The following is a 24,411-nucleotide window of genomic DNA, read 5'->3' as shown; positions in this document are numbered from 1 at the left end:
CTGCAGGCCCGCCCCGGACCGTTGACGGGCATGTCTTCGGCCGGGGACCGGGCGGGGCGGGCGCGTGTGGCGTCCGGCTATGCGATGTGGACACCGTGGGCCCGGGCGAGTCCGTCGAGGCCGTCGGCCCAGCCTTGGCCGATGGCGCGCATCTTCCAGACGGGCCGGCCGTCGGTGGTGTGCCGGTACAGCTCGGCGACGGCCATGGCACGGATGCCGGGGTCGGCGGGCGGCTGGAAGGTCCAGGCGGCCCCGGTGACGCAGTCGATGCCCAGGGCCGCATGGGTCAGAGCGCCGCAGGTCAAGCCCGTGTCGACATCCATGTTGACGGCGATCGTGACGCGCTGGACGCGGGCGGGCAGGGCGGCGAGGTGGAGGGCCGCGCGTTCGACGGTGTGCGGGCCGTCGGTCTGCTTGCCCAGCAGGCGGGCCGCGCCCATGGCGGCGGAGGGCTGGTTGTAGAAGACGAAGTCCTCGTCGCCGCCGACCTGGCCGCTGGCATCGGTCAGGAAGAGGGTGAGGTCGGCGTCGGCGCCCGCGAAGCGGAAGGCGATGTGCAGCCCTTGCCAGGCCTCCTCCGGCAGCACCAGGTTCTGCCCCGGGGTGAGCGCGAGCGCAGCGGCGTGGGCCGGTGCCGCAGGAGCGTGGCCCGGCATCGCAGGAGTGTGCGTCGGCGCCGCGGGAGCGGTCAGCGGCGTCAGGGGAGTGGTCTGGCTCCGCCACTCGGCGAAGGGACGGATCCGGTAGTGGTCCGGCAGGGGACCGGAGTGCGTGGCGGGGACGTTGGCGCGCAGGTCCCCGTCCAGGCCGGTGAGGGTCGCATCGCCGGATCCGGTGTCGTCCTGGGCGTGGTCCAGGAGGCTCTGCAGGCCGGGCAGCCGGCTGGTGTCCAGGGGCTTGACGGCGCTGGAGAGGTTCCCGGAAGCGGTGGTCCTGACCGAGCAGGCGACGTCCTGACCGATGTCGAGGAACCGCAGCGCGTCGGTCGTCTCCCGCCAAGGGCCCGCTTCGACGGCCTGGCGCGTCCAGCGGCCGTAAGCCACGAAGCCCAGACGCTGGGTGTCCGGCAGGCGCGTGAGCACGGCCAGGTCGATGGCGGTGACACCGGGCGCGACGGCGAACGCTTCCTTGAGCGTGGCGACGATGTTCGACCCCATGGAGGTGAGCCACCACAAGGTGCGGTCCCGCTTGTTGAGGGTCTTGAGGGTGGGGCGCCCGCCGGAGGTGACTCCGGGCGTCTGGTCGGGCAGCGAGTCGATGTCCTGCTGCCGTATGACCACGGACAGGACCGCCCCGTCGACTCCCACCGCGCAGCCCGCTGCGGGGTTGTCGGAGAAGGCGTAGTTCACCACCTCGCAGACGGTCTCCTCGTCGTTGGAGATCAGGGCCTGCCACCACTGGTCGGCCTCGGTGGCCAGTCGGCTGTGGACAGCGTGCAGGCGCGCCTCTTCGGCGGCCAGGTAGGCCGGGGCGCCTTCCTCGGCTCGCTGTCTGGCGGCCGCCCGCTCGGCGCGGGCGAAGACCCTCAGTCCCGCCAAGTAGTGGGTCTGGGCCTCTGCCAGCGCCCAGGCCAGGCTCAGCTGCGGAGGCCCCGGCACCACCGGCGGCCGGGCCGGCGTGAAGGACTGCAGGTGGACACTGGTCGTCTGCTGCCGCAGCTCCTGCAACTGGGTGATCGCCCTGTCGCGCTCCGCCTCCTGCTGGGCGCGCTCGGCCTGTCGGCGGGCACGGTCCAGTTGGGCTGCCGAGGGGGCGACGGACCGCGAACGGGTCGTACGGCTCGTGCTGGTGCGGCGGCGCCCTCCGCCGAGGGAACCGGAGGCGTAGAACGGGCCCACTCCGGAAGAGATCCGCGTGCCGCCGCTGCCCATGCTGATGCGCGCCGCACGGGGCCCCACGGAGGTGCGTACGCCCCGGGTCGAGACCCGCACGCTCATCCCCGGCACACCCACACGAAAGCCGAAAGCCATGGTTCCTCTCCTTTTTTGCCTTCCGCACGCAGGGCGCGCCGACGACGGCTCCGCCGCCGCCCCGCACCCCGGTCGCCCGGGACGGCGATCCGCCCGCGGCCGCAATCGCGGCGCGGCGGCTCAGCAGCCCGCGCCGCGGCGCCTGCTACCGGTAGAACACGGCGACACCACCGTGATGGGAGCAGGCTCCCTGGTGATGGGCGGCATAGCTGTAGGTGCCGTCGTTGCACAGGGCGGTGGCCCCGGCCGCGTCAGAGGTGCCGCCGGCAGTCGACGAGCTTCCGGACGAGCCGTCGCTGCTGCCTCCTGACGAACCGGAACCCGACTCGTGCGTGGCCGCCGACGCGGGCTTGGCCGTCTTCGTCACGGTGACCGTCGGGGCCGGTGCCGGCGTCTTCGTCACGGTGACCGTCGGAGCCGGCGCCGCCGTCTTCGTCGCGGTCGCGGTCGCGGTGACCGTGGGGCGCGGGGCGGGAGTGGCCGAGCTGGAGTTTCCGCCACCGAACGCGGCCCCGACCGCGAGCAGTACGAAACCGCCGGCCCATACGCGCTTGCGCTTGTGCAGCGGGCGGATATCGGGCATACGGACAGGCTCAGGCGGACGGACGGCCCACGGCCCGGGCTGGTTCTGATTCACTCGGCGATCCCCTACGACAGACACCCGGGCACGCGCCACGGACAGTTGAATACTTTACAAACCCTCCCCAGGAAGCGCGCAAGTCCCCTACAGTCGCTTTGCGGGTCGCTAGCTCCCGGCCAAGGCCGCGCCCAGCGCAAGTGCGAACAGCATCGGCAGGAGAACGCACCCGAGTCCGGCGCCGGCGGCGAGCACGCGCGGTGTCCGCAGAGAACGGCGGTGCGGGAGCGCCCAGGAGAGGGCGAGCAGGCCGGCCGACCAGTAGAACCTTCCTCCGAAGGCGCCGAGGCCGTCCTGGGACCGGAACCAGTTGAATTCCACGACGAGGAAGGGCAGGCCGAGCAACGACGCCACGGCGGGCGCCTTCCACCATGTCCGGTGGGCGAGTCGTGACCGCATGCCGTGCGGTTGCGTGGCGTCGGGTCGCATGTCGTCGGAAAGCATGCGGCCAGCCCATCACCGCCACTGTGCCGGGACATCGGGTCGCGTACTCACCTGCGCACGCGCGCGTACTCACACCGCCGCTCCCCGTCATCCTCCGCCCCCGTCGTCCTTCCCGGAAAAAGTTCCGATCCGATGCAACCCGCCCTCCAACCCATGCGTATAGCAGGCGATATCGCACTTCACATGGGGGATCTCATGCACGTTGACCGTTCGACCGGCCGGACCGCCGGCCGTCTCGGCGCCGCTGTCACGGCCACTGTCGCTCTGCTCTCCGCTGCCGGCTGCTCGACGGACGCGGGCACCGGCACAAGGGCGGCAGCCGACGCACCGGATGCCCGGACCTCCGCGGCGGCACCTGCGAAGGACAACGGCAAGACCAACGACGGCACAGGCAGGGCGTCGGCCGCGCGCCCGGCTCCGTCCATGCCGGAACCCACCGTGCTCGCGCAGGCGCGGGTCAACATGACCGACGGGCAGACGGTCGGCATAGGCATGCCGATATCCGTCACCTTCCCCCGGCCGGTCCCCGCTGCCGAACGCAAGGCCGTGGAGAGCTGGCTGCGCGTGCAGACCGCCTCCGGCACGACGGGAGCCTGGAGCTGGGTGAAAGACCAGAACCGCCTGGACGGCGAGCGTGTCGACTTCCGCCCACGTACCACCTACTGGCAGCCCGGCACCAAGATCACCCTCCGCCTAGGCTCGCATGACGTCCGCCACTTCACCATCGGCCGGTCACTCATCGCCACGGTCGACGCGAGGACGCATGAGATGACCGTCCGCACCGGCGGGGCGACGCGGCGCATCCCGGTCACCACCGGGCGGCCGGGGCTGGACACCTGGAAGGGGACGATGGTCGTCATGGACAAACAGCCCGAGGTGCTCATGGACTCGCACACCGTGGGTCTCGGTGCCGAGTACCGCGGCACCTACTTCTGGGCCGTGCACCTGACGGCATCGGGCACGTATGTGCACCAGAACCCGCGGGCGGACACCGAGGCCGGACACCGTAACGTCACCCACGGCTGTGTCGGCCTCGCCACCGACGGCACCGCCGAGCGCTTCTACCACCAGGTACGGGTCGGCGACGTCGTCACGGTCACCGGGACGAAGAAGGACACCGTCGACGTCGGCAACGGCTACGGCGACTGGAACCTGACCTGGAAGCAGTGGCTCGCACACAGCGCCACCGGCCGGACCACGACCGCATGAGCCCCGACGCACCGGCCGTACACGACGCACCCCACGCCGTGAGAGAGAGCACGACAAGGTGACCGAGGACGAGTTCGACCTCTTCTACACGGCTGCGTACCCGCGTCTTGTCGGCCAGTTGTACGCCCTGACGGGCAACCACGCCGAAGCCCAGGACGTCGTGCAGGAGGCGTTCGTACGCGCCTGGGACCGGCGTTCGTCCGTCCTGGCCGGCGACCGGGCTCCCGAGGCGTGGATCCGCACGGTGGCACACCGTCTGGCGATGAGCCGCTGGCGGCGGGCGCGCCACTGGTGGGAACTGGTCCGGGGCGAGTCCGCGCCACGACCGGTGCCCGAACCGAGCCCGGACCACGTGGCGTTGGTCGCCGCCCTGCGGCGCCTGCCCGAAGCCCAGCGGACCGCGATCGTGCTGCATCACCTGTGCGATCTGAGCGTGGAGCAGATAGCCGCGGAGACGGGTGCGGCCGTTGGCACCGTCAAGGCACGCCTGTCACGCGGACGTTCGGCACTCGCCGCTCACCTCGTGAGCGAGGAACCCCACCCGACGGAGGAAGCCTGTGTCTGACCAGCCGCCACCGCCTCTCCTGACCGAGGCGGAGCTGTCTGCCCGCCTCCGTCGCCTGACCGCGCAGAGCTCCACAGCGCCCCCGGCCACGGGAGCACAAGTGAGGAGCCGAGCGGCACGCCGCCGCGGCCGACGCATCCTGCTCTCCACCGGTGCGGCACTGGCGGCGGCCCTCACCGCCGTCACCTCCGGCGCCCTCGACGCCCCCACCAAGCCGACCGCGCCGTCACCGGACCAGTCCCACGCGCCCGTCCAGCGGGTGACGGTCGACCTGGACGCCCACACACTGACCATCGAGGGCAGGAGGTTCCTCATCGCCGCCCCGGTGGACTTCTGCCCCATCGGCGAGAGAACGGTCACGGTCACCGCCAAGTACCCCACCGTGACACTCTCCCGAAGCAAGCAGCGCATCGGTCGCGCGGGCCCCAGGAAGTGGGCGGTGACGTTCACCGACCGCAGCCACCACCAGCGGCTGCTGCTGTTCGCGCTGGATCCCTCCGATCTCCCCACGCTCGGCAAGGACGCGGTCCTCGGTGCCATCGGCCTCGCCCCCGCAGCGGGGAAGGGGGTGTACGACGCCATCAGGCCCGAGGCGCGAGTGGAGATCAAGGGTCGGCAGTCCGAGAGCAAACTCCTGGACTCCGCCTGCATCGACCGCCAAACGATCAGGTGACCGCTGATACCGGACCGCCGACACGCCGCCCGGGACGAAGGAGTCGGTCACACGCCAGGCGTCCGCGCTGAGGCCCTGTTCTGCCGGCGGCAGAACAGCGGCCCGACCGGACTCGACGATCACTACTGTCCAGTCGCATGACGACGATCACAACGCGCACGGTCGAGTACCCGGCCGACGGTCTGACGATGATCGGGCACCTCGCACTCCCGGCCGGAGCCGATCGCCGGCCCGCGGTGCTGCTCGGGCCCGAGGGCATGGGGCTCAGCGACGTCGAGCGCCGCCGGGCCGATGCTCTCGCCGAGCTGGGATACGTGGCGCTGGCCTTCGACCTTCACGGCGGGCGCTACTTGGGTGACCCCGAGGAGATGCTGGCCCGTTGCATGCCGCTGCTCTCCGACCCCGACCGGATGCGGGACATCGGCCACGCCGCGCTCGACGTGCTGCGCGCCGAACCGCGTACCGACCCCGACCGGATCGCCGCCGTCGGCTACGGCACCGGAGGCGCGATCGCGCTGGAACTCGGGCGCGACGGCGTCGACCTGCGCGCGATCGGCACGGTCAACGCACTGACCACCGGCCGACCGGGCGACGCCGCGCACATCCGCTGCCCGGTGTGGGCCGGGGTCGGGTCGGAAGACCCGATCATGCCGCCCGCGCAACGGGACGCGTTCACCGCCGAGATGCAGGCCGCGGGCGTCGACTGGCGCCTCGTGGTCTACGGCGGCGCCCTGCACGCCTTCCACCACCCGCCGGTCGACCACACCGCGGTCCCCGGCGTCGGTCACCACCCCCGGCAGGCGCAACGAGCCTGGCGCGACGTCATCACCCTGCTCGCGGAGTGCCTGCCCGTGACGGTGTGATCCGGTGGCGCCCCGTTGAGTGCGCAGTCATGACCTGAAACGTCTCCCGGCACGGTCAACTGGCCGCCGGGTGCCGGCTGTTGATCAGCTCGGGGTGATCACCACGAGCCGAGTGGAACCGTCAGGCGTGGCCGTGAGGCGGACCTGTCCGCCGGGGCAGGAGTCGCTGTTCGGCCCCGTGGGCCGGGCCCAGTCGGTCCAGCCGCCGTCGGCGTGGCGCAGACAGTGCCAGACCTTGCCGTCGGAGCCGACGACGGCCAGTTGTGCGCAGCCGTCCGCTGTCCCGGCGATCGCGATCGAGCCGGCCGCCATCCATCGGGCGCCGGCCACCCCCCGGCAAGGCGCGAACCCGGTGTACGTGCCGGCGGCCGAGCGGATCCGGTGGAAGACGTTGCCGTCGATGCCGATCGCCGCGATCTGGGAACTCCCGTCCGGCATACCGGTGATCGCCAGGGCGGGACCGGAGAACGTGGCGGCGCCGTCGTGCCCCGTCAGCAGGGTCCAGTCGCTCCACGTGCCGTCGGCCCGCCGGACGGTCAGGTACATGTTCCCGTCGGAGCCGAAGCCGAGGATCTGGGCGGAGCCGTCGGACATCCCGGCGATGGCCGCCTTGACCGCCGTCCAGGACGTGCCGCCGTTTTTGCCGGGGACGGGGGCGAAGCCCGTCTTCCGGCCGTCGGCCTGGTGTACCTGGTGGTAGAGGGTGCCGTCGATTCCGGTCGCGATGATCTGGCTCGATCCGTCGGGCAACGCTGCGATCGCGGCCTCGCGGAAAGCCGATCCCGCCATCACGACGCCGGCGGCGGTCCCCGCGGGCCCGGCGGCCAGAGTGCCGGCGGTGGGACCGGAAGCCACCAGCGGAGCGACGGCCTTGGAGGCGCCCGTCGCGCGCACGGCAGCGGTGCCCGCCACCGTCGCCGCCGCGTGGGCGGTGGGCGTCGCCCGGGAGCCGGCCCCGGGGCCGGCCAGCTGCCGCCATGCCCGCCAGGAACCCTTCTCGGAGCGGTCGGTGAACCAGAGGCTGTTGTCGCCGCGGAGGCCGAGCAATTGAGTGGAGCCGTCGGGCATCGCGGCGACGGCGGCCTGGGGTCCGGCGAACGTGGGATCGGTGCCGACGCCGGGCACCGGGTCCGGAGTGGTCCAGGAGCCGTCCGGGTGTCGCGAAGCGAACAGGAACGTCTGCCCGCCCTCGTAGACCGGCCTGGGCGCGGGCGCGGGTCCGAACCAGACGGGATTGCTGAGGGCGACCATCTGGTCGAGGGTGCTGCTGCCTGGCTCGGGGCGTCTCACCTCGGCGCGGGCGAAGACCGAGGCGATGCCCCAGCCGTGCCAGTCGAGCCGGCCGTGGCCGTCGCCCCCGACGGTCGTGGCGAGCATCGGGCCCCACTCGGTGTGGAGGGCCAGGATCGTGCCGGGGGCGCCGGTGACGGTGACGGTGACCTCGACCGGGTCCGAGAAGGAGACCGGAAGGGAGTCTCCCGGGCCGGCCTGGCGGCCACCGCAGCGCGCCGTCAGATTGAGGGTGACCTGCGCGGACTCGGCCAGGTACGAGCGGCCGTGGCGGACGCCGTCCAGGACTGCGGCCCGGGACAGGGAGGTGGCGTGGACGACCGTCTGCGGCAGACCGACGACGTCGCCGGGCGCGAAATGAGTGTCGCTGTTGCCGACCGCGGGGATGCGCCGCCCGAGGAACAGCATGGTGGCCCACATGGCCACGGCCGCCTCGTCGTCGAGTGTCCATGGGCCGTTCCACACCTCGATGGCGTCCACGTCGTCGAAGCCGAACTCCCAGAACGACCCGGGCGCCGGGGTGAGGGGGTGGGCGGCCACGACCAGCCCTCCGACGTCGCGGACGTGGTCCGCGTGCCGCGCGAGGACTCCGGAGTCATGGGGTGAGAAGTGCCAGTCCATGAACTCGCCCTGGGGCAGGCCGAGGGCCAGCCAGTGGCCGTGCCGGGTGGTCACTTCCTCGCCGTTGACGACCAGCAGGTCCGGGGGGACGCTGCCGGCCCAGGACACACCGGCCGAGCTGGTGTTGTGCTCGGTGGAGCCGAGGAAGTCGAGTCCGTTGGTGCGGGCCTCGGCCACCAGTTGGGCCAGGGTGCGCCCACCGTCGGAGAACACGGTGTGCGTGTGCATGTCCCCCCGGTACCAGCTTTCGCCGCGCCCCGGGACGCTCGTCGGCAGTGCCGCGTACGGGGCTCCCGTCAGCGGATCGCCGTACTCGAGGGTGATCACGACCTGCCAGTTCATGCCCGCAGGGTTGAAGACCACGGGCCCCAGGGCCACCGACCAGCTGCCGGGCTCGACGGGACCGGGCAGGTATCCGGGCGTGGCGTCCGCGCCCGAGACCGTGAATCCGTCACGCGCGCCACCGGACCAGCCGCGGAAGCCCGATGGCCCGTAGAGGCCGATGTCGAGCACGTCAGCCATGATTCCGGGAAGGCCGTCGTAGTGGTCGAACGTACGGCTGACCGTTATCCGGTTCACCCCCTGCGGAACGACGAACTGCACCGACGCCCACTGGTCGAACCCGAACGGCGAGTGGCCGGGATATGTGGTGGTGACCTTGTCACCGGGTCGCGGCGCGTCGGCAGGGCCGGTGGTCCGCGCCCGGGCCGTGTTCACCGGCACCAGCGCGGCGAGCCCGCCGGCCGCCATGAGTGCCCCGAGCCTCAGTACGTCCCGGCGCCGGTGCTGAGTCCCGTGATGAGCACACACAGTGGTAGTCCCTTCCGCAGGAATCCGTGCCTGTAGTGCGCTTGCCTGTAGTGCGCGTGCCTGTAGTGCGGGTCTGTAGTGCGCATGCCAGATTCGTTCGAACGAACAGTAGGGGGAAGCGGGTGAGTGCGGAATCCCTTCGCTGCCGCCGACTGCCACGCCCTGGGTTCCAGCCATTCTGCGGTGCTCGGAAACCACCCCGACCTGGGTTTTCACCCGTCCGGGACTAGGCAATTTCACAAGCGTGCACAGTGAATGAAGACTTTCTCGCACGAGGCGCCGCTCTTGACCTGCACACATGGCGTTCACAACATGCACACAGGTCGAGCTCGTCCAAAACCCCTTCCCTCAACTGGTGTTGCCCCGTTGCTCAGGCGAAGCTGCTGCTGGCCCACGAGGCCCCCGACCCTCAAGAAGGAGCTTCCATGCGCACGAACCTGCGCTTCGCCGGTATCACCGCGGCAGCCGTCGGCCTGATCGGCGCGACCCTCGCCGCGGTCGCGGGTACGGCCACCGCCGCACCGGCCGGCCTCTACGCGCCCTCGGCCCTGGTCCTCACCGTGTCCTATCCGGGAGGAACGACCGACACCGCAGCTCGCGCCGTCACACTGAGCTGCGCGCCGGGCAGCACCGGCACTCATCCCGACCCTGCGGGGGCCTGTGCGGAGCTGCGCACCGCGAACGGGAGTCTCGACTCCCTGTTGGCCAGGGACCCGGGCCAGGTGTGCATGCGGATCTGGTCCCCCGTCACCATCACGGTCGACGGTGTCTGGCAGGGGGCGCGCACCTCCTGGAAACACACCTTCGCGAATTCCTGCGAAATGAACGACACGGTCGGGCGCAGCAGCCTCCTCAGCTTCTGACGGCGACGCCTCACACCTCGGGGCGCACAGCCCCGAGACCGAGGAACACCTTCGGCTCTCGGGGCGAACCGCCGCCGTGCCTCTGCCCGTGGGCCGACTCCCCGCGGGGCGACAGACGGGCCTCCCGACAGGGAAGGCTCCACAGATGCACGCCGTACTCCACGCACTGTCGATCACGGGGTCGATGACCTGGGAGATCACCTGGGCCCTGATCCTGGGCTTCGTGCTCTCCGCCGTCGTCCAGGCCGTGGTCCGCAAGTCCACCGTCGTCGACCTGCTCGGCGACGACCGTCCCCGCACCCTTGCCGTCTCCGCCGGCCTGGGAGTGGCGTCCTCCTCGTGTTCCTACGCCGCGGTGGCGCTGGCCCGCTCCTTGTTCCGCAAGGGCGCGAACTTCACCGCGGCGATGGCCTTCGAGATCGCCTCCACCAACCTCGTCGTCGAGCTGGGCGTCATCCTCGCCCTGCTGATGGGCTGGCAGTTCACCGCCGCGGAATTCGTCGGCGGTCCTGTCATGATCGTCCTGCTGGCGGTCCTGTTCCGGCTGTTCCTGCGTGACAGGCTCCTGCGTCAGGCCCGTGAGCAGGCGGAACGCGGGCTCGCCGGCTCGATGGAGGGCCACGCCGCGATGGACATGTCCGTGCGAGGTGAAGGCTCCTTCGCCGCGCGCCTGTTCTCCCGCGAGGGCTTCACCGCCACCAGCCATGTGTTCGTCATGGAATGGGCGGCGATCCTGCGGGACCTGGTGATCGGTCTGCTCATCGCCGGTGCCATCGCCGCCTGGGTGCCGGATTCCTTCTGGAGCGCCTTCTTCTTCGAGGGCCACCCGGTCGCGGCCAAGCTGTGGGGACCGGTGATCGGTCCGCTGGTGGCGATCGCCTCGTTCGTGTGCTCCATCGGCAATGTGCCGCTGGCGGTGGTGCTGTGGAAGGGAGGCATCAGCTTCGGCGGCGTGGTGGCGTTCATCTTCGCGGACCTGCTGATCCTGCCGATCCTGAACATCTACCGTAAGTACTACGGCGCCCGGATGGCCGCCTTCCTCCTCGGCACGTTCTACGTGGCGATGGTCCTCGCGGGTTACTTCGTGGAGTTCGTCTTCGGCGGTCTCGGCCTGGTGCCCGACCGGCAGCAGGCGGAGATCCCGATGGAGGGGGTCTCCTGGAACTACACCACCTGGCTGAACATCGCCTTCCTGCTCCTCGCCGCCGTCCTCCTCGTGCGTTTCGCGCGGACCGGCGGCCCGTCCATGCTCCGCATGATGGGCGGCGCGCCCGAGAACGGCCATGAACACCCCGAACACATGCGGCACGGGCCCCGCCCGGGGGGCTCCCCGGGCGGACACCGCTGAGCGCGGCCCTCCCTGTTCGGTCACCCGTGTGCTACGCCGTAGGTGTCGGCCCAGGCACGTTTGAGGTCGGCTTCGTTCCAGTGGCCGAAGGTGTACGCGGGAGAGTCCACCGGCAGCGCCCGCTCCACCCGGATCAGCACCGCCTCGTGACAGGGGTAGGCGGGACCGTGCGTGTCCAGCACCCACTGGCGGGACCACGCGTACACGGGGTCGCCCTCGCCGTGGAGGCCGGCGGTTCCCTTGAAACGGAAGCCGCGCCGCAGGAGGAAGTCGATCACGTTCACCTCGGTACGGGGATCCCGCCTGAGGTTCGCCACCGTCGTGGGCGAGGCCATGTTCATGAACACCAGGTGGTCGTCGTCGTAGACGCGCAACGACCCCTTCGGGGACAGGTTGGGGGAACCGTCCTCGCAGACGGTCGCCACGAACGCGAGCTTCGCGCTGTCGACGATCCCGCGCATGTCCTGGGTGATGATTCCCATCGTGTCCCTCGCCTGAGTGTGATCACACGTGCCGACGGTCGAACCGCGACGCTGCACCAGTGTCAGCGTGCTTGGCGCGGTACGCGTGGACGACGGGCGGCGGTGTCCGCCGAATGGCGCTCAGAAACGGGCCGACGGTCCCGGGCCGTTCGGACGTGCCGATGGGGGAGTTTGGTCCAGACCATGTTCATTGACATGAACATCACTCATACTCCTGCGTGAGGCGCACGCACGACACACACCCCCACACCCGCCGTGGACGAGGAGGAACCTCGTATGACCCGTGCCCGAACGGACGTCCCCGCACTGCCCGTCCTGCTGCGGCTGCTCGCGCTGTTCGCCGTGGTGCTCGGCATCCAGGCCGTTCCCGCGCACAGCGCCCGGGCGGCCAGTACCTTCAAGGTCATCGCCTTCTACAACGGCACCTACGACGCCGCTCACATCAGCTTCGACCACGAGGCCAACGACTGGTTCCCGAAAGCCGGCGCCCAGAACGGCTTCACGTACACGGCGACCACGGACTGGAGCCGGCTCAACTCCGCGGAGCTGGCGGGCTACCAGGTGGTGATGTTCCTCGACGACTACCCGCACACGGCGTCACAGCAGTCGGCCTTCCAGGCCTACATGGCGGGCGGCGGCGGATTCATCGGCTTCCACGTCTCCGCCTACAACGACGACACGAGCGACTGGCCCTGGTACCACAACACGTTCCTGGGGACCGGCACGTTCCGGAGCAACTCCTGGGGGCCGACCTCGGAGACGCTGAAGGTCGAGGACGCCGGCCACCCGGCCACCACCGGGCTTCCCGCCACCATCTCGTCATCGGTCAGCGAGTGGTACAGCTGGCAGAACGACCTCAGGCAGAACCCGGACATCGACATCCTGGCCTCGATGGACCCGTCCACCTTCCCGATCGGCACCGACCCCAACCAGACCTGGTACAGCGGCTATTACCCGATCGTGTGGACCAACCGCAATTTCCGGATGGTCTACAACAACTTCGGCCACAACGCGATGGACTACGCGACCAACACCGCGCTGTCGTCCACCTTCGCGAGCACGCAGCAGAACCAGCTGCTCCTGCAGGAGATGAAGTGGGCGGCCGGCCAGTCCGGTCCGGTGACCCCGCCCCACACGGTCTCCGGTCCGATCAGCGGCTACGGCGGCAAGTGCGTCGACGTCGCGGGCGCCTCGAGCGCCAACGGCACGGCCATACAGCTCTACGACTGCAACGGCACCGGTGCGCAGAAGTGGACGGTGGGAAGCACCGGCACCCTCAGCGCTCTCGGCAAGTGCATGGACGTGACATCGGCGGGCACCGCCAACGGCACGAAGATCCAGCTCTACGACTGCAACGGGACCGCCTCGCAGGTCTGGCAGCCCGGCGCGAACGGTTCGCTCGTGAATCCTCAGTCGGGCAAGTGCCTCGACGCCACCGGGCCCAGTTCGGCCAACGGGACCCGGCTGCAGATCTGGTCCTGCGGCGGATCGGCCAACCAGCGCTGGACCCTGCCCTCCTGATTATCTGTCACCTTCCGGGCCCGGCCTGGGCCGGTGCCGGCACCGGCACCGGCACCGGCCCGGTGGGGCCGGGTCCGGGCTGGTCAGCAGTTGACGGGTCGGTTTCCGGAAGCGACTCGGCAGAAGTCCAGCCCGGGGCCGCCGTCGACGGTGCCCGCGTTCGGGCCGACGGAGATGAAGTCGTTGTCGGCGCCGCCGAGAATCCGGCCGTTCGCCGTGGTGCCGGCGCCGGCCGAGATGTAGTCACCGCCGGCGCCGCCGTCGACGGTGCCGGCCACGATGCCGTTGATGACGATGTAGTCGCTTCCGCCCAAGCCGGCGACGCTGTCGCCCACGCCGAGGGCGCCGCAGCTGATGAAGTCGGAGCCGGCGGTGCCGTTGACGATCGTGCCGGACACCGGGCGGCCGTTGACCGTACATGAGGTCAGGGCCTGGGCGGGCGTCGCGGTCAGGACGAGGGGGGCGGCCACGAGGGTGGCGGCGCAGAGGGTGCGCATTGCATGTCTGATCATGCTATGAGTGGTTCATGGTGACTCCATGATCGCAATCCTGCGCCATCGGTGACTCAACCGTTCGGGGCGGTCTGTCGCCCGGATGGCCACCAGGGCCGGCGCTCCCACTGCCGCGGCCGGGACGAGATGCACGATGCCGCCCACGCCGACCACGACACCGATCACGACCTTTATCGAGGCCTATTCGGCGACAGGTCAAGGACCTTTATGCATAGGCGGTTACGGCCTTTCCGCGGCGCATTCTGCGCGGAATATTCCCTTCCGTACCCCACCGGGAAATCACTCGGACAGCCGTGCAAAGATCAGGACAATGACGCGGGCGCTCCCGACACCTTTGCAGAGCGCACCGCCTGATTCCGCACACATCATGGAGTCATACGTGACCCGCTCTCCCCGGCGTACCCGCGCCCTGTCGCGTCTCGTCACCTCGGCGATCGCCGTCGCCCTGGTCGGCGCCACCGCCGGCACCGCTCTGGCCGAAGACGCCCCCGCGACGACAGGCCCGGCCCGGAACGCCGCCCGGAGCGCCGTGACGGCCGGGCAGCACAAGCCCACTCCCGCCGCGCCTTTCTTCTTCCTCACCGGGATCCAGTCGTCGGGCCGGATGTACGTCTACATGCCCGACGGGAAGGGCGGATTCGACGACCGGTCCGGCGGCTACGTCTGGCCGCACCTCAGGTACGAGGTGGCGATCGACCCCGATCTGACGGGTTATCAGGACGGCGCGTACCAGGTCATGGACGACGGCACGCTGAATCTCTGGCGCAAGGGGCTCCTCAAGAAGGTGTCGACGGGCTGGGGCCGGTACGACCGTGTGTTCTCTCCCGGCACCCTGGGCGGTGCCAAGCACCCCGACCTGCTCGCCCGTGACAAGCAGGGCGTCCTCTGGCGCTGCCAGACCAAGGCGGACGGCTCGCTGGCGCCGCGCGTCGAGGTCGGCACCGGCTGGAACCAGTTCACCCGGATCACCGGCCAGGGCGACCTGTCCGGCGACCGCAAGCCGGACGTCGTCGCCCGTGACAAGCAGGGTGTCCTCTGGCTGTACAAGGGCACGGGCGATCCGCGCAAGCCGTTCGCGTCCCGCGTCAAGGTGGGTTCCGGCTGGAACCAGTTCAACAAGCTGGTGGCCACGGGTGACGTCGACGGCGACGGCCACAGCGACCTGCTCGCCCGCGACCCCAAGGGCAACCTGTGGCTGTACAGGGGGACGGGCAAGGCAACCGCGCCCTTCAAGTCCCGCACCAAGGTCGGCACCGGCTTCAACCAGTACCGTGACCTTTTCTGACGCCTGTGCGTGTGGACAAGGAGTCTCTCAGGACCCAGCCCTGAACCCCGATCGGCCTCCTCGCGCTCACCCGGCCTCAGCGCGATGAGTGCGGACCCCGCCCGAGCGCGACCTCATTCGGACAGCGCGACCGGGGACCACGTGCCGAACCACTGCTCGGCGCCATAAGCCCGAGCACCACGGGTTCGCCGGGAAGCGTGATGGCGAACCAGTCGAGTGCCGCGGCGCACGCCTCGGCGGTGTGTCCGCTTCCCCATGCCTCCGGCAGGAGCAGGTGGCCGAGCTCGCGTCGAGATCGATCACGAAGAGGCCAGGCCGCCGTCCGGGTATCTCGGGCACCTCGCGTTCGAACTCAGCACGCGGTCGAGGATCACCGAGGCAGGTGTGCACGTCCGATGAGGCGAACACATCAGTCATGCCGGCCGGCCAATCAGCAGGCTTCGCAGCCATCAAGACACCCTCCCCTGGCTGACGGAAAGCCAGGGGAGGCCTGCGGAACCGTTCCGAGGGTGGCCCTGATTTCCGGGGTGTGTGCTGTCTCACGCCATTCGATTGCTGCCCAAGTTGTCTGAGTCACAGCGGAAATGTCCTTTTAGCATCCATTCTCGACACGGATGCCGACTCCCGAAGTGGAGCCCATCGGCGCCCGCTTGGACGCGAAGTCCCTGAGTGACCCATGCCACAGCACTCGTGACATTCCTCCCTGTTCCCTCGGAAAGGTGCCCCATCATGGCCGCTTACCTCTGTCCTCCTGCCGTGATACACGGCGAGCACGCCGTGGAGACCAGCCAGATCGTGGCGGAGGTGCGCGACCGGCACCCGCACGCGGCGTGGGCGCCGCGGATCGACGGCATCGCGGCCAGTACGGGCATCGAGGCCCGCGGGTGGATGCTGCCGCTGGAGACCGCCGTCGCGCCCGGCAACGGCAGCGGCCTGGGGACCGTCGGTATCGGACCGGCCCAAGAGGCGCTGGTGCGCGAGGGGTTCACCCAGCAGGACGTGGACCGTGCGATCGCCGCCCTCGAGGCGATACCCACCCCGCAGACCGTCCAGGAGCGCACCGCGCCGGCCTGGGAGGCCGTGCAGGCCTACGGGGAGCGCGCGGCGCGCGGGGCCCTGCAGATCGCCGGGCTGGACGCCTCGGACGTCGACTGCCTGATCACCAGCAACTCCACCACCCCGGCGCTGCCGGGTCTGGACATCGCCCTGGCCAACAAGCTTTCGCTCCGCAACGACGTGATGCTGCAGCCGGCCACGCAGTGGGCCTGTATCGCGGGGACCCGTTCCCTGGCGATGGCGGCGGATCTCGTGGCCGCTGACCCCGACCGGGTGGTCCTGGTCGTGATCGCGGAGGCGCTGAGCACCACGTACCAGCCCGCGGACGACACCCTGGAGTCCCTGATCGTCCGGTTGCTGTTCGCGGACACCGCGGTCGCCACCGTGGTCACGGGCCGACCGCGGCGCGAGTCGATGCTGCGGCTGGACTCCGCCTGGCACCACACCCTGCCCGGCACCCAGGACCTGCACCGCCTGGAGACGCGGGCGGACGGCACCCACTTCGTGATGGACCGGCGCGGGCCGCGCGCCGTCCAGGAGACCGTCACCGCGATGTGGGACTGGCTGCGGGTCCGGTACCAGGACGAGCCCGGCTCCTGGCACCCCGACGTGCTGCTCGCCCACCCCGGGGGCACCCGGGTGCTGGAGTACATGGAGCAGACGATGCCCGACGCGTGGCCGTCGGGGCTGCTGGACTACAGCCGGGCCAGCTACACCAGCGGCAACCGCGGAGGCGCCGCCGTGTTCGACATCATGCGGCGGGCACACGACGCCGGCCAGAAGCCGGGCAGTCGCGCCGTCCTGTACGCCGCGGCACCGGGCCTCACCGCCACCGCCCTGGACGGGGAGTGGCTGTAGGGCGAGCCCACGCCACGCGTACCGGCCGACGGGCCGCGCCACCGCAGCGCACGTCCCCCGACACCTCGCCGCGTTCCCTTGAGTGGTCAGGTGACGTGCCCGCCCCGCGGCCGCGTCACCTGGCGACTTCCGCCCAGACCACCTTGCCGGTGTCCGTCCACCGCACCCCCCACCGGGTGGTGAGCTTGTGCACGACGTGCAGGCCGCGACCGCCGTCGTCGAAGAGGCCGCCCCGGCCCATACGCGGCCTGCCGTTGCCTGTGTCGCCCACCTCGCACAGCAGGCCGTGACCGGACCTGATCAGCCGTACCGTGATGGGGCCGGTGGCGAAGCGCACCGCGTTCGTGACGAGCTCGCTGACCAGCAGCAGCACGTTGTCCCGGGTGTAGTTCCCGGCGCCCCACTGCCGTAGCAGCGCGGAGACCCGTTCGCGGGCGCGGGCGGGCGCGTCGTAGCGGGCGGGCAGCCGCCAGGTCGCGGTGTCCCCCTTGCGGTAACCGATCATGCGGGCGAGCAGAAGGGTCACGTCGTCGCGCTGGCGCGCGGGCGCCAGCGTGGAGACGACGCGCCGTGCGGCCTGCTGCAGGGCGTCCCAGGGATGCACCGTGGCCACCGCGTCCGCCAGCCTGCCGATGCCCTCGTCGATCGACACGGCCGGATCCTCCACCAGGCCGTCGGTGTAGAGGGCGAGCAGCGAGCCCGGCGGCGCGTCGAACGTGTGCACGTCGAACGGCTCCCGCAGCGCGAACTCGGCGCCCAGACCGGGGTGGGGGCGGACCGCGAGCAGCCCCGCGTGCCCGTCCGGATGGACCAGGACCGGGGGGAGGTGGCCGGCGCTGGCCAGCGCCACGCGGTGGCTGACCGGGTCGTAGAGGACGATGCAGCAGGTCGACCCGAGGGCGCTGTAGCCGGCCGCCAGCCCGGACTCCGAGTCGTCCAGCAGCGTCACGGTCTCGTCCAGGTGTTCGAGAACCTCGTCGGGTGCCAGCCCCGCGGACAGGAGCGCGCGGGCCTCCATGCTCAGCTGGCCCATGGTCGCCGCGGCTCCCAGGCCGTGCCCGACGACGTCACCGACCACCAGCGCGGTACGGCCGTCCGGCAGGGGAAAGCTGTTCACCCAGTCCCCGCCGACGCCCGCACTGTCGGGGGTGGCGGGCTGGTAGACGCTGGCGATCTCGACGGTGTCGCCGCCGGTCCGGGGCAGCAGCCGGCGCTGCAACGCCAGCACCTGCGTGTGCTCGCGCTGGTGCTGACGGGCCAGGTCGACGTGATGGGCGGTCCTGGCCACCAGTTCTTGCAGGTCGAACAGCTCGCTGTCGCGGAAGGGGCGGTCGGCGCGCCGCCACACCTCGGCCACGCCCAGCAGCACGACGGGCGCCGCGCTGTCCAGGACCAGCGGTATGCACGCCACACCCGCCGACCGGTCACCGGGCACCAGGGCGCGCATCACCTGTGGACTGCCGAGGACCCGCTCGACCGCCTCCCGGTCGGGTATGACGATGGCCTGCGGGGCGTCGTCCCGCCGTACCGCCTGCGCCAGCAGGCGGCTCGCGTCGCGGGGAAGATCGTCACCCGGCGTCACGTAGCCTTCGGGCCAGGCCCGGTCCGGAACGAGTGCCGCCCGCCGCAGCCGGATCCGCCCCTGTGTCTGCTCGGTGACTCCCTCGCCCGTCCACACGGCGAAGTCGAGGTCGACGGCGGCCACGTCTCCCCAGGCCAGCAGGGATTCCGCCAGCGACTGTGCGGTCTCGCCGATGTCCAGCGAGGTGCCGATCGCGGTCTCGGCGGCGTACAGGTGCAGCCGCGTGGCCATGGCGATCAGGGAGACGGTCAGGCCTTCCTGCCGCGCCGCGGCGGGCAGGATGCTCATCGAGACCACCAGCTCCGACCCGTCGCCGCGCCGCAGGCGCTGGATCCGGGCGACGTGCGCCTCACCTGTCTCCAGGACCTGACGCAACCGCCGGGTGACCGTCGGAACGTCGCCGGGGGGCAGGAGGTCGACGAAGGGAGTCCCGGCCACCGCGTCCAGCCCCGCGAACACGGGCGCTTCAAGATTGCAGCGGGTGATCCTCAGGGCCCTGTCCAGGTTGACCACGCCGAGAATCTGGTCCTGACGGCCGGCCGCCGGGTCGTCGGGTACGCCACGGCGGGTGGGACGGCCACCCCGCGCGTCGGCGGGACCGGCGGCCGCTGCCGCTCCGCCGCGTGGGATGTAGCGCCCGAGAGCGCTGCTGACCAGGTCGAACGGCGACGAGGACGAGGGGGAGGGTGTGGAGTCCATGCAGTTCTCTCGACAATCCCCGGCACAGCGCCGGGGCCGTACTCGGACCCGTGCGACGGAGCCCCGAGATCCCTGATCGCACACCTCATTGAATAACACCGGGTGTCGCTTCGCCCACACCAGATGGCCCCCTGAAGAGCGGGGGCTTCAGCGCCGACGGGGTCTCGGAACGCCCCGGCGGGTGTCACCGGCCGTCGGTAGCCTGACCGCTGTGATGGTGGGCACCGAAGAAACCCGGCTGGTCGTGCTGCGCGGCAACAGCGCCTCGGGGAAGTCGTCCGTCGCGGCCGGCCTCCGCGAGAGGTTCGGCCGCGGCCTGGCCTTGGTCGGCCAGGACAACCTCCGCCGCATCGTCCTGCGCGAACGCGACCGGCCCGGCGCCGCGAACATCGGTCTGATCGACCTGACGGCCCGCTACGCCCTGGACGCCGGCTATCACGTCGTGGTCGAAGGCATCCTCAGCGCCGACCGCTACGGCGACATGCTCGCCCAGCTGCGCGCCGACCACCGCGGACCGACCCACGGCTACTACCTGGACGTGCCGTTCCACGAAACCCTCGCCCGGCACGCCACCAAGCCGATCGCCGAGGACGTCGACGACACGCAGCTGCGCGACTGGTACCGGCCGCACGACCTGCTGCCCGGCGGGCTCGAGACCGTCATCGGCGCCGACAGCGCCCTGCACGACACCGTCGACCGCATCATGCTCGACACCGGTCTGGCCCACTTGCCCGCACTGGAGCGCTGACCGGAGCACCGGTGCGGCAACCGCTGTACGGTCCCGCCGCCCTCCGAGCACCTGGCACTGCCCGGCGGCGGGGCGCCGCAGCCCCGTGCGCTAGGGGGCTTCGTTTGGATCAGCCCGGGTCCGCGACGCCCGGCACGGCACCTCGCCGCGTTGTCGGACCACCCGAGTACGCCCAGTACGCGGGTGATCCTCCGCCTTGCGATGCACCGCACCGGACGCCGCGGCCTGATCCGACCTGATCCAAACGAAACCCCCTAGTTCATCCGGCCCAGCACCTCCCGAACCCGCCGCACGTCCCGCAGTCGCCGTTCGTACGTCGCGCCCACGGCGAGCAGCAGCAGTCCGGCGAGCGCGGGAGGCACCCAGCGGGGGAGTGCGTCGGCGGCCTGTATCAGGTAGGGGGCCAGCTCGTGCAGCGCGTCCAGCACCAGCACCGCGCCGCCCAGCAGCAGCGGCGCCCGCAGCCGGTACCGGGCGCCCAGCAGGGTGACCAGCAGCGCCGCCGCTCCCAGCAGCCACGGGCGGGTGAGGTGCGCGTCGGTCCAGGTGGCCGCGAGGCTCGGTACGAGCGTGGCGGCGAGACCAGGGCCGTACGCCACCCATGACGACGCCCGCGGATCCCGGCGCCGGCGCAGCGCGCCCAGTACGAGCGCCGGGACGGACACCGGCACCGTGTACGCCTCCGGCGCCGTGACGCCCCAGGCCGCGAGCCGCACCCAGGTGGCCAGCGCGAACAGCGCGGTGGCCGCGTAGGCGGCGGGGCGGCGGTCGGCGCGCCCGGCCGTACCGGCGGCGATCACCGCGGACAGGGACAGCACCAGGGAGAGCATCGCCGGATCGGTGACCGTCAGCCCGACCGCCAGGAGAACGGCGGCCGCACCCGTCACCTCGACCGCCACGGTCGTCCGCGCGTCGGCGGCCCGTGCGGCGAGCAGAGCCGCCACCGCGGGGACCACGAGCACGAGCAGCGCTGTGTGCGGTGGAGCCCAGCCCGCCGCGGCGCCCACCGCGCAGGCCAGTGCGGTGCCGTACCCGAGCGCGGCCGGGGCCGTGACCGTGGCGAGGCGCTGCTCCTTGAGGGCCCCCGCCGCGAACAGCGCCGTCAGGCCACTGAGCACCCCCAGGGTCGCGGACCGCGTCGGCAGCGCGAGGAACGCGAGCGAGACGGACGAGACGAGGGCGAGCACCAACGCCACGAGGGTGCCGGCGCCGTCCGGTACTCGGGGCCGCGCGGCCACCGCGAGCAGGGCCGCCGTCGCCAGCGCCGCCACCAGGAGCGCCGCCGGGTAGGGCACGTCCAGCACCACCGGTACGACCATGAGCGCGGACCACCCGAGCGGCAGCACACCCGTCAGCGCCCTGGGCCGCCACGTCGTGTCGCGGACCGCGAGCGCGAGAACGGCGGCGACGGCAGCGAGGACCAGCGGCGCCGCCTGCAGTTGCGGCAGCCACGGCGCGCCGACCGACACGGCCTCCCGGGCACCGCCCGGCGCCCCCGACCAGACCCGTCGTACCCAGTCGGCCGGACCCAGCAGCGTCAGCGCGAGCAGGGGCAGCGCCCACAGCACCGCGAGGCCGTGCACGGCGGCGGAGGCGAAGGCGAGGCCGCGCCGCACCGGCTCCGGCAGCCGACCGGTCCGTACCGCCGCCGTCAACGCGATCCCGACGGCGAGATGAGCGGGGACCGTCCACGTGGCCGGCAGCGCCGGGCGGACTGTGCCGCCGAGCGCGGCGACGACCAGCACACCGACCGCGACGGACAGCCCGACGGCGTGCCCTGTGGCACGCCCCCGCCAGGCCGCCGCCAGCGCCACACCGGCCGTGAACAGCAGCAGCGCGGCCGCTCGGGCCCCGGCAGCCGGATCGCCGGCCGTCCACGACAGCCAGACCGCACCCAGCGCGCCCCACGCCCCCGTGCCGTACGCGCCGATCGTGGCGGTGATCCGCACCACCCCGGCCGGAGCGCGCAGCGCCACCACCGTGTCGCACGCGGCCGTCACCAGCAGCGCGGCGGTGATCCCGTACCGCCCCGCGTCGGCCGCCATCGCCCACAGCAGCAGCGGCAGCTGCGCCGCGGCCAGCGCGGCCGGAAGCGGCAGCCGCAGCGCCGTGGTGCGCGGCAGCAGCCCGTAACCCGTCCACACGGCCGTCAGCACCGCCGACGCCCCAGCCGCGTACGTCATGCCGTCGACACCGCTGAGGGCGACCGCCCGCGCCGCGTACGCGTCGAGCACCGTGAGCGCCAACGCGAGCCCCGCCACCGCCTCGGCCGTCGAGCGCAGGCCGCGTCCCAGCAGCGGCAGCGGAGCGGCCAGGGCGGCCACCGTGACCGCGCCCAGCACCAGCGAGCGTCCGGCGATACCCAAGTGCCCCCAACTGACCACCGTGAAGGCGATCGCCGCGATGGTCAGCAGCAGGCCGCCCAGGAGCAGCAGCACGTTCTGCACGCGCGGCGCGGTGGCCTCGGGGCGCTGCGGCACGGGTGCGGCCGCGGGCGGCACCGGACCGGCCGGCGACAGCGTGGACAGGCGGGCGACCAACCAGGTGCGGCGCGCCAGCAACTGGGCGCGGCGGGTGTCCAGTTGCCACAGCTCGGCGTCGATGAGCCGCAGCTCCTCGGCCGGTGGCGGAACGTGTGTCATGGATCGCAGTGTGGTCCGCGCCACGTCGTACGGCATGAGCGTGCGTACTCAGAACGTACTCAGGTCCCGCCACCGACGTCCGGTGATCCCGTGATCCGGTTCGGTGGTGTACCGCCGGTACACCCTTCGACGGAAACTCCCTGGCCGCCGCGAAAGGCGGTTCTCTTGAGGCCGGCGAGGATTCCGCGATGCCCGGCGCAGCGGTGTCCCCCTCCGCCGTACGGCGTTTCGCCGCCGCCTTCCCTTCGATTGGAGTCGAGTGAGCATCCCCGCGACCCCGAGCGCGCCGCGTGAGCGGTCGGTCGGCCGTGCCCTGACCGTCGTGCTGGCCCTGCTGACCGTGTTCGGGCCGATCTCGATGGACCTCTACCTTCCCGTCCTTCCGGCGCTGACCCGTGACTTGGGCGCGGCGACGTCGACCGCGCAGCTGACCGTCACGGCGTGTCTGATCGGTCTGGCCCTCGGGCAGGTCGTCGCCGGTCCGTTGTCGGACCGGCTCGGCCGCCGGCGTCCACTGCTGTTCGGTGCGGCCGCGTACATCCTCGCCGCGGTGCTGTGCTCGCTCAGCCCGGGTGTCGGGACGCTGATCGCCGCCCGCTTCCTCCAGGGGCTGGCCGGGTCGGTGGGCATCGTGATCGCGCAGGCCGCGGGACGTGATCTGTACTCCGGAAGCAAGCTGGTGCGGTACTACAGCCGTCTGACCGTGATCGGCGGGCTCGCAGCGATCATCGGGCCGGTGCTAGGCGGTCAGCTCGCCGCGGTCACCGACTGGCGCGGCCTGTTCCTGTTCCTCGCCGGGGCCGGCGCGGCGATCCTCGTCGCGGTTCTGGTCGTCTTCCGCGAGACGCTGCCCCGGCAGGAGCGGACCACCGGCGAGTTCAAGCAGACCGGGCGCGACTTCCGGCGTCTGCTGTCCGACCGGGTGTTCCTCGGCGCCGTCCTCGTCATCGGCTTCGCGTACGCCGCCGTCTTCGCCTACCTCAGCGGCGCCACGTACGTGTTGCAGGGCATCTACGGTCTCTCACCGCAGGGGTATTCGTTCGCGTTCGGCCTGAACTCGCTCGGGTTCATGCTGTTCGGCTTCGTCGCCGGCCGGCTGGCCGGACGCCGGTCGGAGAAGGGCACACTGCTGATCGGGCTCCTCATGTGCCTGGCCGGTGCGGGCGGCGTACTCGTCACCGCGCTCCTGGAGCTGCCGCTGCCGGTCATGGTCGTCTCGCTGTTCCTGATGGCGAGCGGCGTGGCCACGACGACGCCGCCGGCCACGTCGCTCGCCCTGGCGAACTACCCCGACATCGCCGGCACGGCGTCCTCGCTCCTGGGCCTGGCCCAGTTCGCGTTCGGCGGTGTCGCCGCCCCGCTGGTCGGTCTCGGCGGCGCCGGCACCGCCGTCCCCCTCGGGCTCGTCACCGCCGTCTCCGCCGCACTGGCGGCGATCGTCTACGCCCTGACGATCCGCCCGCACACCCGGGCCCCGCACCACACGGCAGCCAAGGACACACCCGCCGACCGCGTGCCGGCCCATTCGTGAACGGGACGTCCGCTCGGCGCACCGCCTGGAGTGCGCCTCGGTCAGGACAGGACGGTGCCCGTTTCCTCGCGCAGCGCCCGCAGGAGACGGTCCTGGAACCCCACGTCGTGCACGGAGGCGTGCGGCTGGTGTCGTTGCCGGTGATACCAGTAGCCGCCGCTGGTCAGTGCCTGCGCATCCGCACCGGAGGCCAGCCACACCT

Annotated in this window: 20 protein-coding genes and 1 pseudogene; 11 read left to right on the top strand and 10 right to left on the bottom strand. The window is 71.5% G+C overall.

Going from position 1 to position 24,411, the window contains the following annotated elements; all coding sequences use genetic code 11:
- Window positions 1-77: 77 nt before the first annotated feature.
- The 3 genes from AB0N17_RS04750 to AB0N17_RS04740 form a co-directional block, all read right to left on the bottom strand.
- Window positions 78-1,970 carry a TerD family protein gene (locus AB0N17_RS04750; RefSeq protein WP_366009662.1) on the bottom strand — a complete coding sequence of 631 codons (1,893 nt, stop codon included), beginning with the start codon at window positions 1,968-1,970 and terminating at the stop codon, window positions 78-80.
- Between the two features lie 145 nt (window positions 1,971-2,115).
- On the bottom strand, window positions 2,116-2,553 hold the full coding sequence (locus AB0N17_RS04745) for a DUF3761 domain-containing protein (protein WP_366009661.1): 438 nt from the start codon (window positions 2,551-2,553) through the stop codon (window positions 2,116-2,118).
- 162 nt (window positions 2,554-2,715) lie between these two features.
- Window positions 2,716-3,051, bottom strand: a complete 336-nt coding sequence (locus tag AB0N17_RS04740) for a hypothetical protein (RefSeq protein ID WP_366009660.1) — start codon at window positions 3,049-3,051, stop codon at window positions 2,716-2,718.
- Window positions 3,052-3,246: 195 nt separating this feature from the next.
- Between AB0N17_RS04740 and AB0N17_RS04735 the strand changes: the two genes are divergently transcribed.
- From AB0N17_RS04735 to AB0N17_RS04720, 4 genes are all read left to right on the top strand, one after another.
- Window positions 3,247-4,260, top strand: a complete 1,014-nt coding sequence (locus AB0N17_RS04735; RefSeq protein ID WP_366009659.1) for a L,D-transpeptidase — start codon at window positions 3,247-3,249, stop codon at window positions 4,258-4,260.
- A 58-nt stretch (window positions 4,261-4,318) separates the two neighbouring features.
- Entirely contained in the window at window positions 4,319-4,825 is a 507-nt protein-coding gene (locus AB0N17_RS04730; RefSeq protein ID WP_366009658.1) for a SigE family RNA polymerase sigma factor, read from the top strand.
- A 100-nt stretch (window positions 4,826-4,925) separates the two neighbouring features.
- Window positions 4,926-5,498 (top strand): hypothetical protein, encoded by a 573-nt coding sequence (locus AB0N17_RS04725; RefSeq protein ID WP_366009657.1) that lies wholly within the window; start codon window positions 4,926-4,928, stop codon window positions 5,496-5,498.
- A 137-nt stretch (window positions 5,499-5,635) separates the two neighbouring features.
- Window positions 5,636-6,361, top strand: coding sequence for a dienelactone hydrolase family protein (locus AB0N17_RS04720; RefSeq protein ID WP_366009656.1), 726 nt, complete (start codon window positions 5,636-5,638; stop codon window positions 6,359-6,361).
- Window positions 6,362-6,445: 84 nt separating this feature from the next.
- Here AB0N17_RS04720 and AB0N17_RS04715 read toward each other — a convergent pair whose 3' ends face one another.
- The gene (locus AB0N17_RS04715; protein ID WP_366009655.1) at window positions 6,446-9,022 is read right to left on the bottom strand and encodes a CehA/McbA family metallohydrolase; all 2,577 of its coding nucleotides are present in this window, start codon (window positions 9,020-9,022) and stop codon (window positions 6,446-6,448) included.
- A 485-nt stretch (window positions 9,023-9,507) separates the two neighbouring features.
- On the opposite strand from AB0N17_RS04715, the gene AB0N17_RS04710 reads away from it, so the two are divergent.
- Window positions 9,508-9,945 carry a subtilase-type protease inhibitor gene (locus AB0N17_RS04710; RefSeq protein ID WP_366009654.1) on the top strand — a complete coding sequence of 146 codons (438 nt, stop codon included), beginning with the start codon at window positions 9,508-9,510 and terminating at the stop codon, window positions 9,943-9,945.
- Window positions 9,946-10,090: 145 nt separating this feature from the next.
- Window positions 10,091-11,293, top strand: coding sequence for a permease (locus AB0N17_RS04705; protein ID WP_366009653.1), 1,203 nt, complete (start codon window positions 10,091-10,093; stop codon window positions 11,291-11,293).
- A 20-nt stretch (window positions 11,294-11,313) separates the two neighbouring features.
- Here the strand turns inward: AB0N17_RS04705 and AB0N17_RS04700 are convergent, their stop codons facing one another.
- On the bottom strand, window positions 11,314-11,775 hold the full coding sequence (locus AB0N17_RS04700; protein ID WP_366009652.1) for a pyridoxamine 5'-phosphate oxidase family protein: 462 nt from the start codon (window positions 11,773-11,775) through the stop codon (window positions 11,314-11,316).
- Between the two features lie 276 nt (window positions 11,776-12,051).
- On the opposite strand from AB0N17_RS04700, the gene AB0N17_RS04695 reads away from it, so the two are divergent.
- The gene (locus AB0N17_RS04695) at window positions 12,052-13,296 is read left to right on the top strand and encodes a ThuA domain-containing protein (protein WP_366009651.1); all 1,245 of its coding nucleotides are present in this window, start codon (window positions 12,052-12,054) and stop codon (window positions 13,294-13,296) included.
- Between the two features lie 83 nt (window positions 13,297-13,379).
- Here AB0N17_RS04695 and AB0N17_RS04690 read toward each other — a convergent pair whose 3' ends face one another.
- The gene (locus AB0N17_RS04690; protein WP_366009650.1) at window positions 13,380-13,808 is read right to left on the bottom strand and encodes a hypothetical protein; all 429 of its coding nucleotides are present in this window, start codon (window positions 13,806-13,808) and stop codon (window positions 13,380-13,382) included.
- A 379-nt stretch (window positions 13,809-14,187) separates the two neighbouring features.
- On the opposite strand from AB0N17_RS04690, the gene AB0N17_RS04685 reads away from it, so the two are divergent.
- The gene (locus AB0N17_RS04685; RefSeq protein WP_366009649.1) at window positions 14,188-15,093 is read left to right on the top strand and encodes a VCBS repeat-containing protein; all 906 of its coding nucleotides are present in this window, start codon (window positions 14,188-14,190) and stop codon (window positions 15,091-15,093) included.
- A 172-nt stretch (window positions 15,094-15,265) separates the two neighbouring features.
- Here AB0N17_RS04685 and AB0N17_RS04680 read toward each other — a convergent pair.
- Window positions 15,266-15,504, bottom strand: a pseudogene (locus AB0N17_RS04680) (GNAT family N-acetyltransferase); the annotation flags it as partial.
- Between the two features lie 318 nt (window positions 15,505-15,822).
- Between AB0N17_RS04680 and AB0N17_RS04675 the strand changes: the two are divergent.
- On the top strand, window positions 15,823-17,007 hold the full coding sequence (locus AB0N17_RS04675; RefSeq protein ID WP_366009648.1) for a type III polyketide synthase: 1,185 nt from the start codon (window positions 15,823-15,825) through the stop codon (window positions 17,005-17,007).
- Between the two features lie 115 nt (window positions 17,008-17,122).
- Here the strand turns inward: AB0N17_RS04675 and AB0N17_RS04670 are convergent, their stop codons facing one another.
- Window positions 17,123-19,288, bottom strand: a complete 2,166-nt coding sequence (locus AB0N17_RS04670) for a SpoIIE family protein phosphatase (RefSeq protein ID WP_366009647.1) — start codon at window positions 19,286-19,288, stop codon at window positions 17,123-17,125.
- Window positions 19,289-19,502: 214 nt separating this feature from the next.
- On the opposite strand from AB0N17_RS04670, the gene AB0N17_RS04665 reads away from it, so the two are divergent.
- A complete protein-coding gene (locus AB0N17_RS04665; RefSeq protein WP_366009646.1) occupies window positions 19,503-20,036 on the top strand; it encodes an AAA family ATPase in 534 nt (177 codons plus the stop codon).
- Between the two features lie 254 nt (window positions 20,037-20,290).
- Here AB0N17_RS04665 and AB0N17_RS04660 read toward each other — a convergent pair whose 3' ends face one another.
- Entirely contained in the window at window positions 20,291-22,678 is a 2,388-nt protein-coding gene (locus AB0N17_RS04660; RefSeq protein ID WP_366009645.1) for a hypothetical protein, read from the bottom strand.
- Between the two features lie 259 nt (window positions 22,679-22,937).
- On the opposite strand from AB0N17_RS04660, the gene AB0N17_RS04655 reads away from it, so the two are divergent.
- Complete coding sequence (locus tag AB0N17_RS04655) at window positions 22,938-24,209, top strand: multidrug effflux MFS transporter (protein WP_366009644.1); 1,272 nt, start codon at window positions 22,938-22,940, stop codon at window positions 24,207-24,209.
- Between the two features lie 41 nt (window positions 24,210-24,250).
- Here AB0N17_RS04655 and AB0N17_RS04650 read toward each other — a convergent pair whose 3' ends face one another.
- A complete protein-coding gene (locus tag AB0N17_RS04650; RefSeq protein ID WP_366009643.1) occupies window positions 24,251-24,409 on the bottom strand; it encodes a hypothetical protein in 159 nt (52 codons plus the stop codon).
- Window positions 24,410-24,411 lie beyond the last annotated feature (2 nt).

It is taken from the genome of Streptomyces sp. NPDC051133 (assembly GCF_040682635.1).
GTDB lineage: Bacteria > Actinomycetota > Actinomycetes > Streptomycetales > Streptomycetaceae > Streptomyces.
Note: the sequence above shows the minus strand (reverse complement) of the source record. Positions and strands in the feature narration are given on the sequence as shown.

Coding starts and splice junctions, on each gene's coding strand:
- AB0N17_RS04675 (WP_366009648.1), top strand. CDS start 15,823: ATGGCCGCTTACCTCTGTCCTCCTGCCGTGATACACGGCGAGCACGCC.
- AB0N17_RS04750 (WP_366009662.1), bottom strand. CDS start 1,970: ATGGCTTTCGGCTTTCGTGTGGGTGTGCCGGGGATGAGCGTGCGGGTC.
- AB0N17_RS04720 (WP_366009656.1), top strand. CDS start 5,636: ATGACGACGATCACAACGCGCACGGTCGAGTACCCGGCCGACGGTCTG.
- AB0N17_RS04705 (WP_366009653.1), top strand. CDS start 10,091: ATGCACGCCGTACTCCACGCACTGTCGATCACGGGGTCGATGACCTGG.
- AB0N17_RS04660 (WP_366009645.1), bottom strand. CDS start 22,678: ATGACACACGTTCCGCCACCGGCCGAGGAGCTGCGGCTCATCGACGCC.
- AB0N17_RS04700 (WP_366009652.1), bottom strand. CDS start 11,775: ATGGGAATCATCACCCAGGACATGCGCGGGATCGTCGACAGCGCGAAG.
- AB0N17_RS04735 (WP_366009659.1), top strand. CDS start 3,247: ATGCACGTTGACCGTTCGACCGGCCGGACCGCCGGCCGTCTCGGCGCC.
- AB0N17_RS04740 (WP_366009660.1), bottom strand. CDS start 3,051: ATGCTTTCCGACGACATGCGACCCGACGCCACGCAACCGCACGGCATG.
- AB0N17_RS04715 (WP_366009655.1), bottom strand. CDS start 9,022: ATGGCGGCCGGCGGGCTCGCCGCGCTGGTGCCGGTGAACACGGCCCGG.
- AB0N17_RS04695 (WP_366009651.1), top strand. CDS start 12,052: ATGACCCGTGCCCGAACGGACGTCCCCGCACTGCCCGTCCTGCTGCGG.
- AB0N17_RS04670 (WP_366009647.1), bottom strand. CDS start 19,288: ATGGACTCCACACCCTCCCCCTCGTCCTCGTCGCCGTTCGACCTGGTC.
- AB0N17_RS04745 (WP_366009661.1), bottom strand. CDS start 2,553: ATGCCCGATATCCGCCCGCTGCACAAGCGCAAGCGCGTATGGGCCGGC.
- AB0N17_RS04710 (WP_366009654.1), top strand. CDS start 9,508: ATGCGCACGAACCTGCGCTTCGCCGGTATCACCGCGGCAGCCGTCGGC.
- AB0N17_RS04690 (WP_366009650.1), bottom strand. CDS start 13,808: ATGATCAGACATGCAATGCGCACCCTCTGCGCCGCCACCCTCGTGGCC.
- AB0N17_RS04665 (WP_366009646.1), top strand. CDS start 19,503: ATGGTGGGCACCGAAGAAACCCGGCTGGTCGTGCTGCGCGGCAACAGC.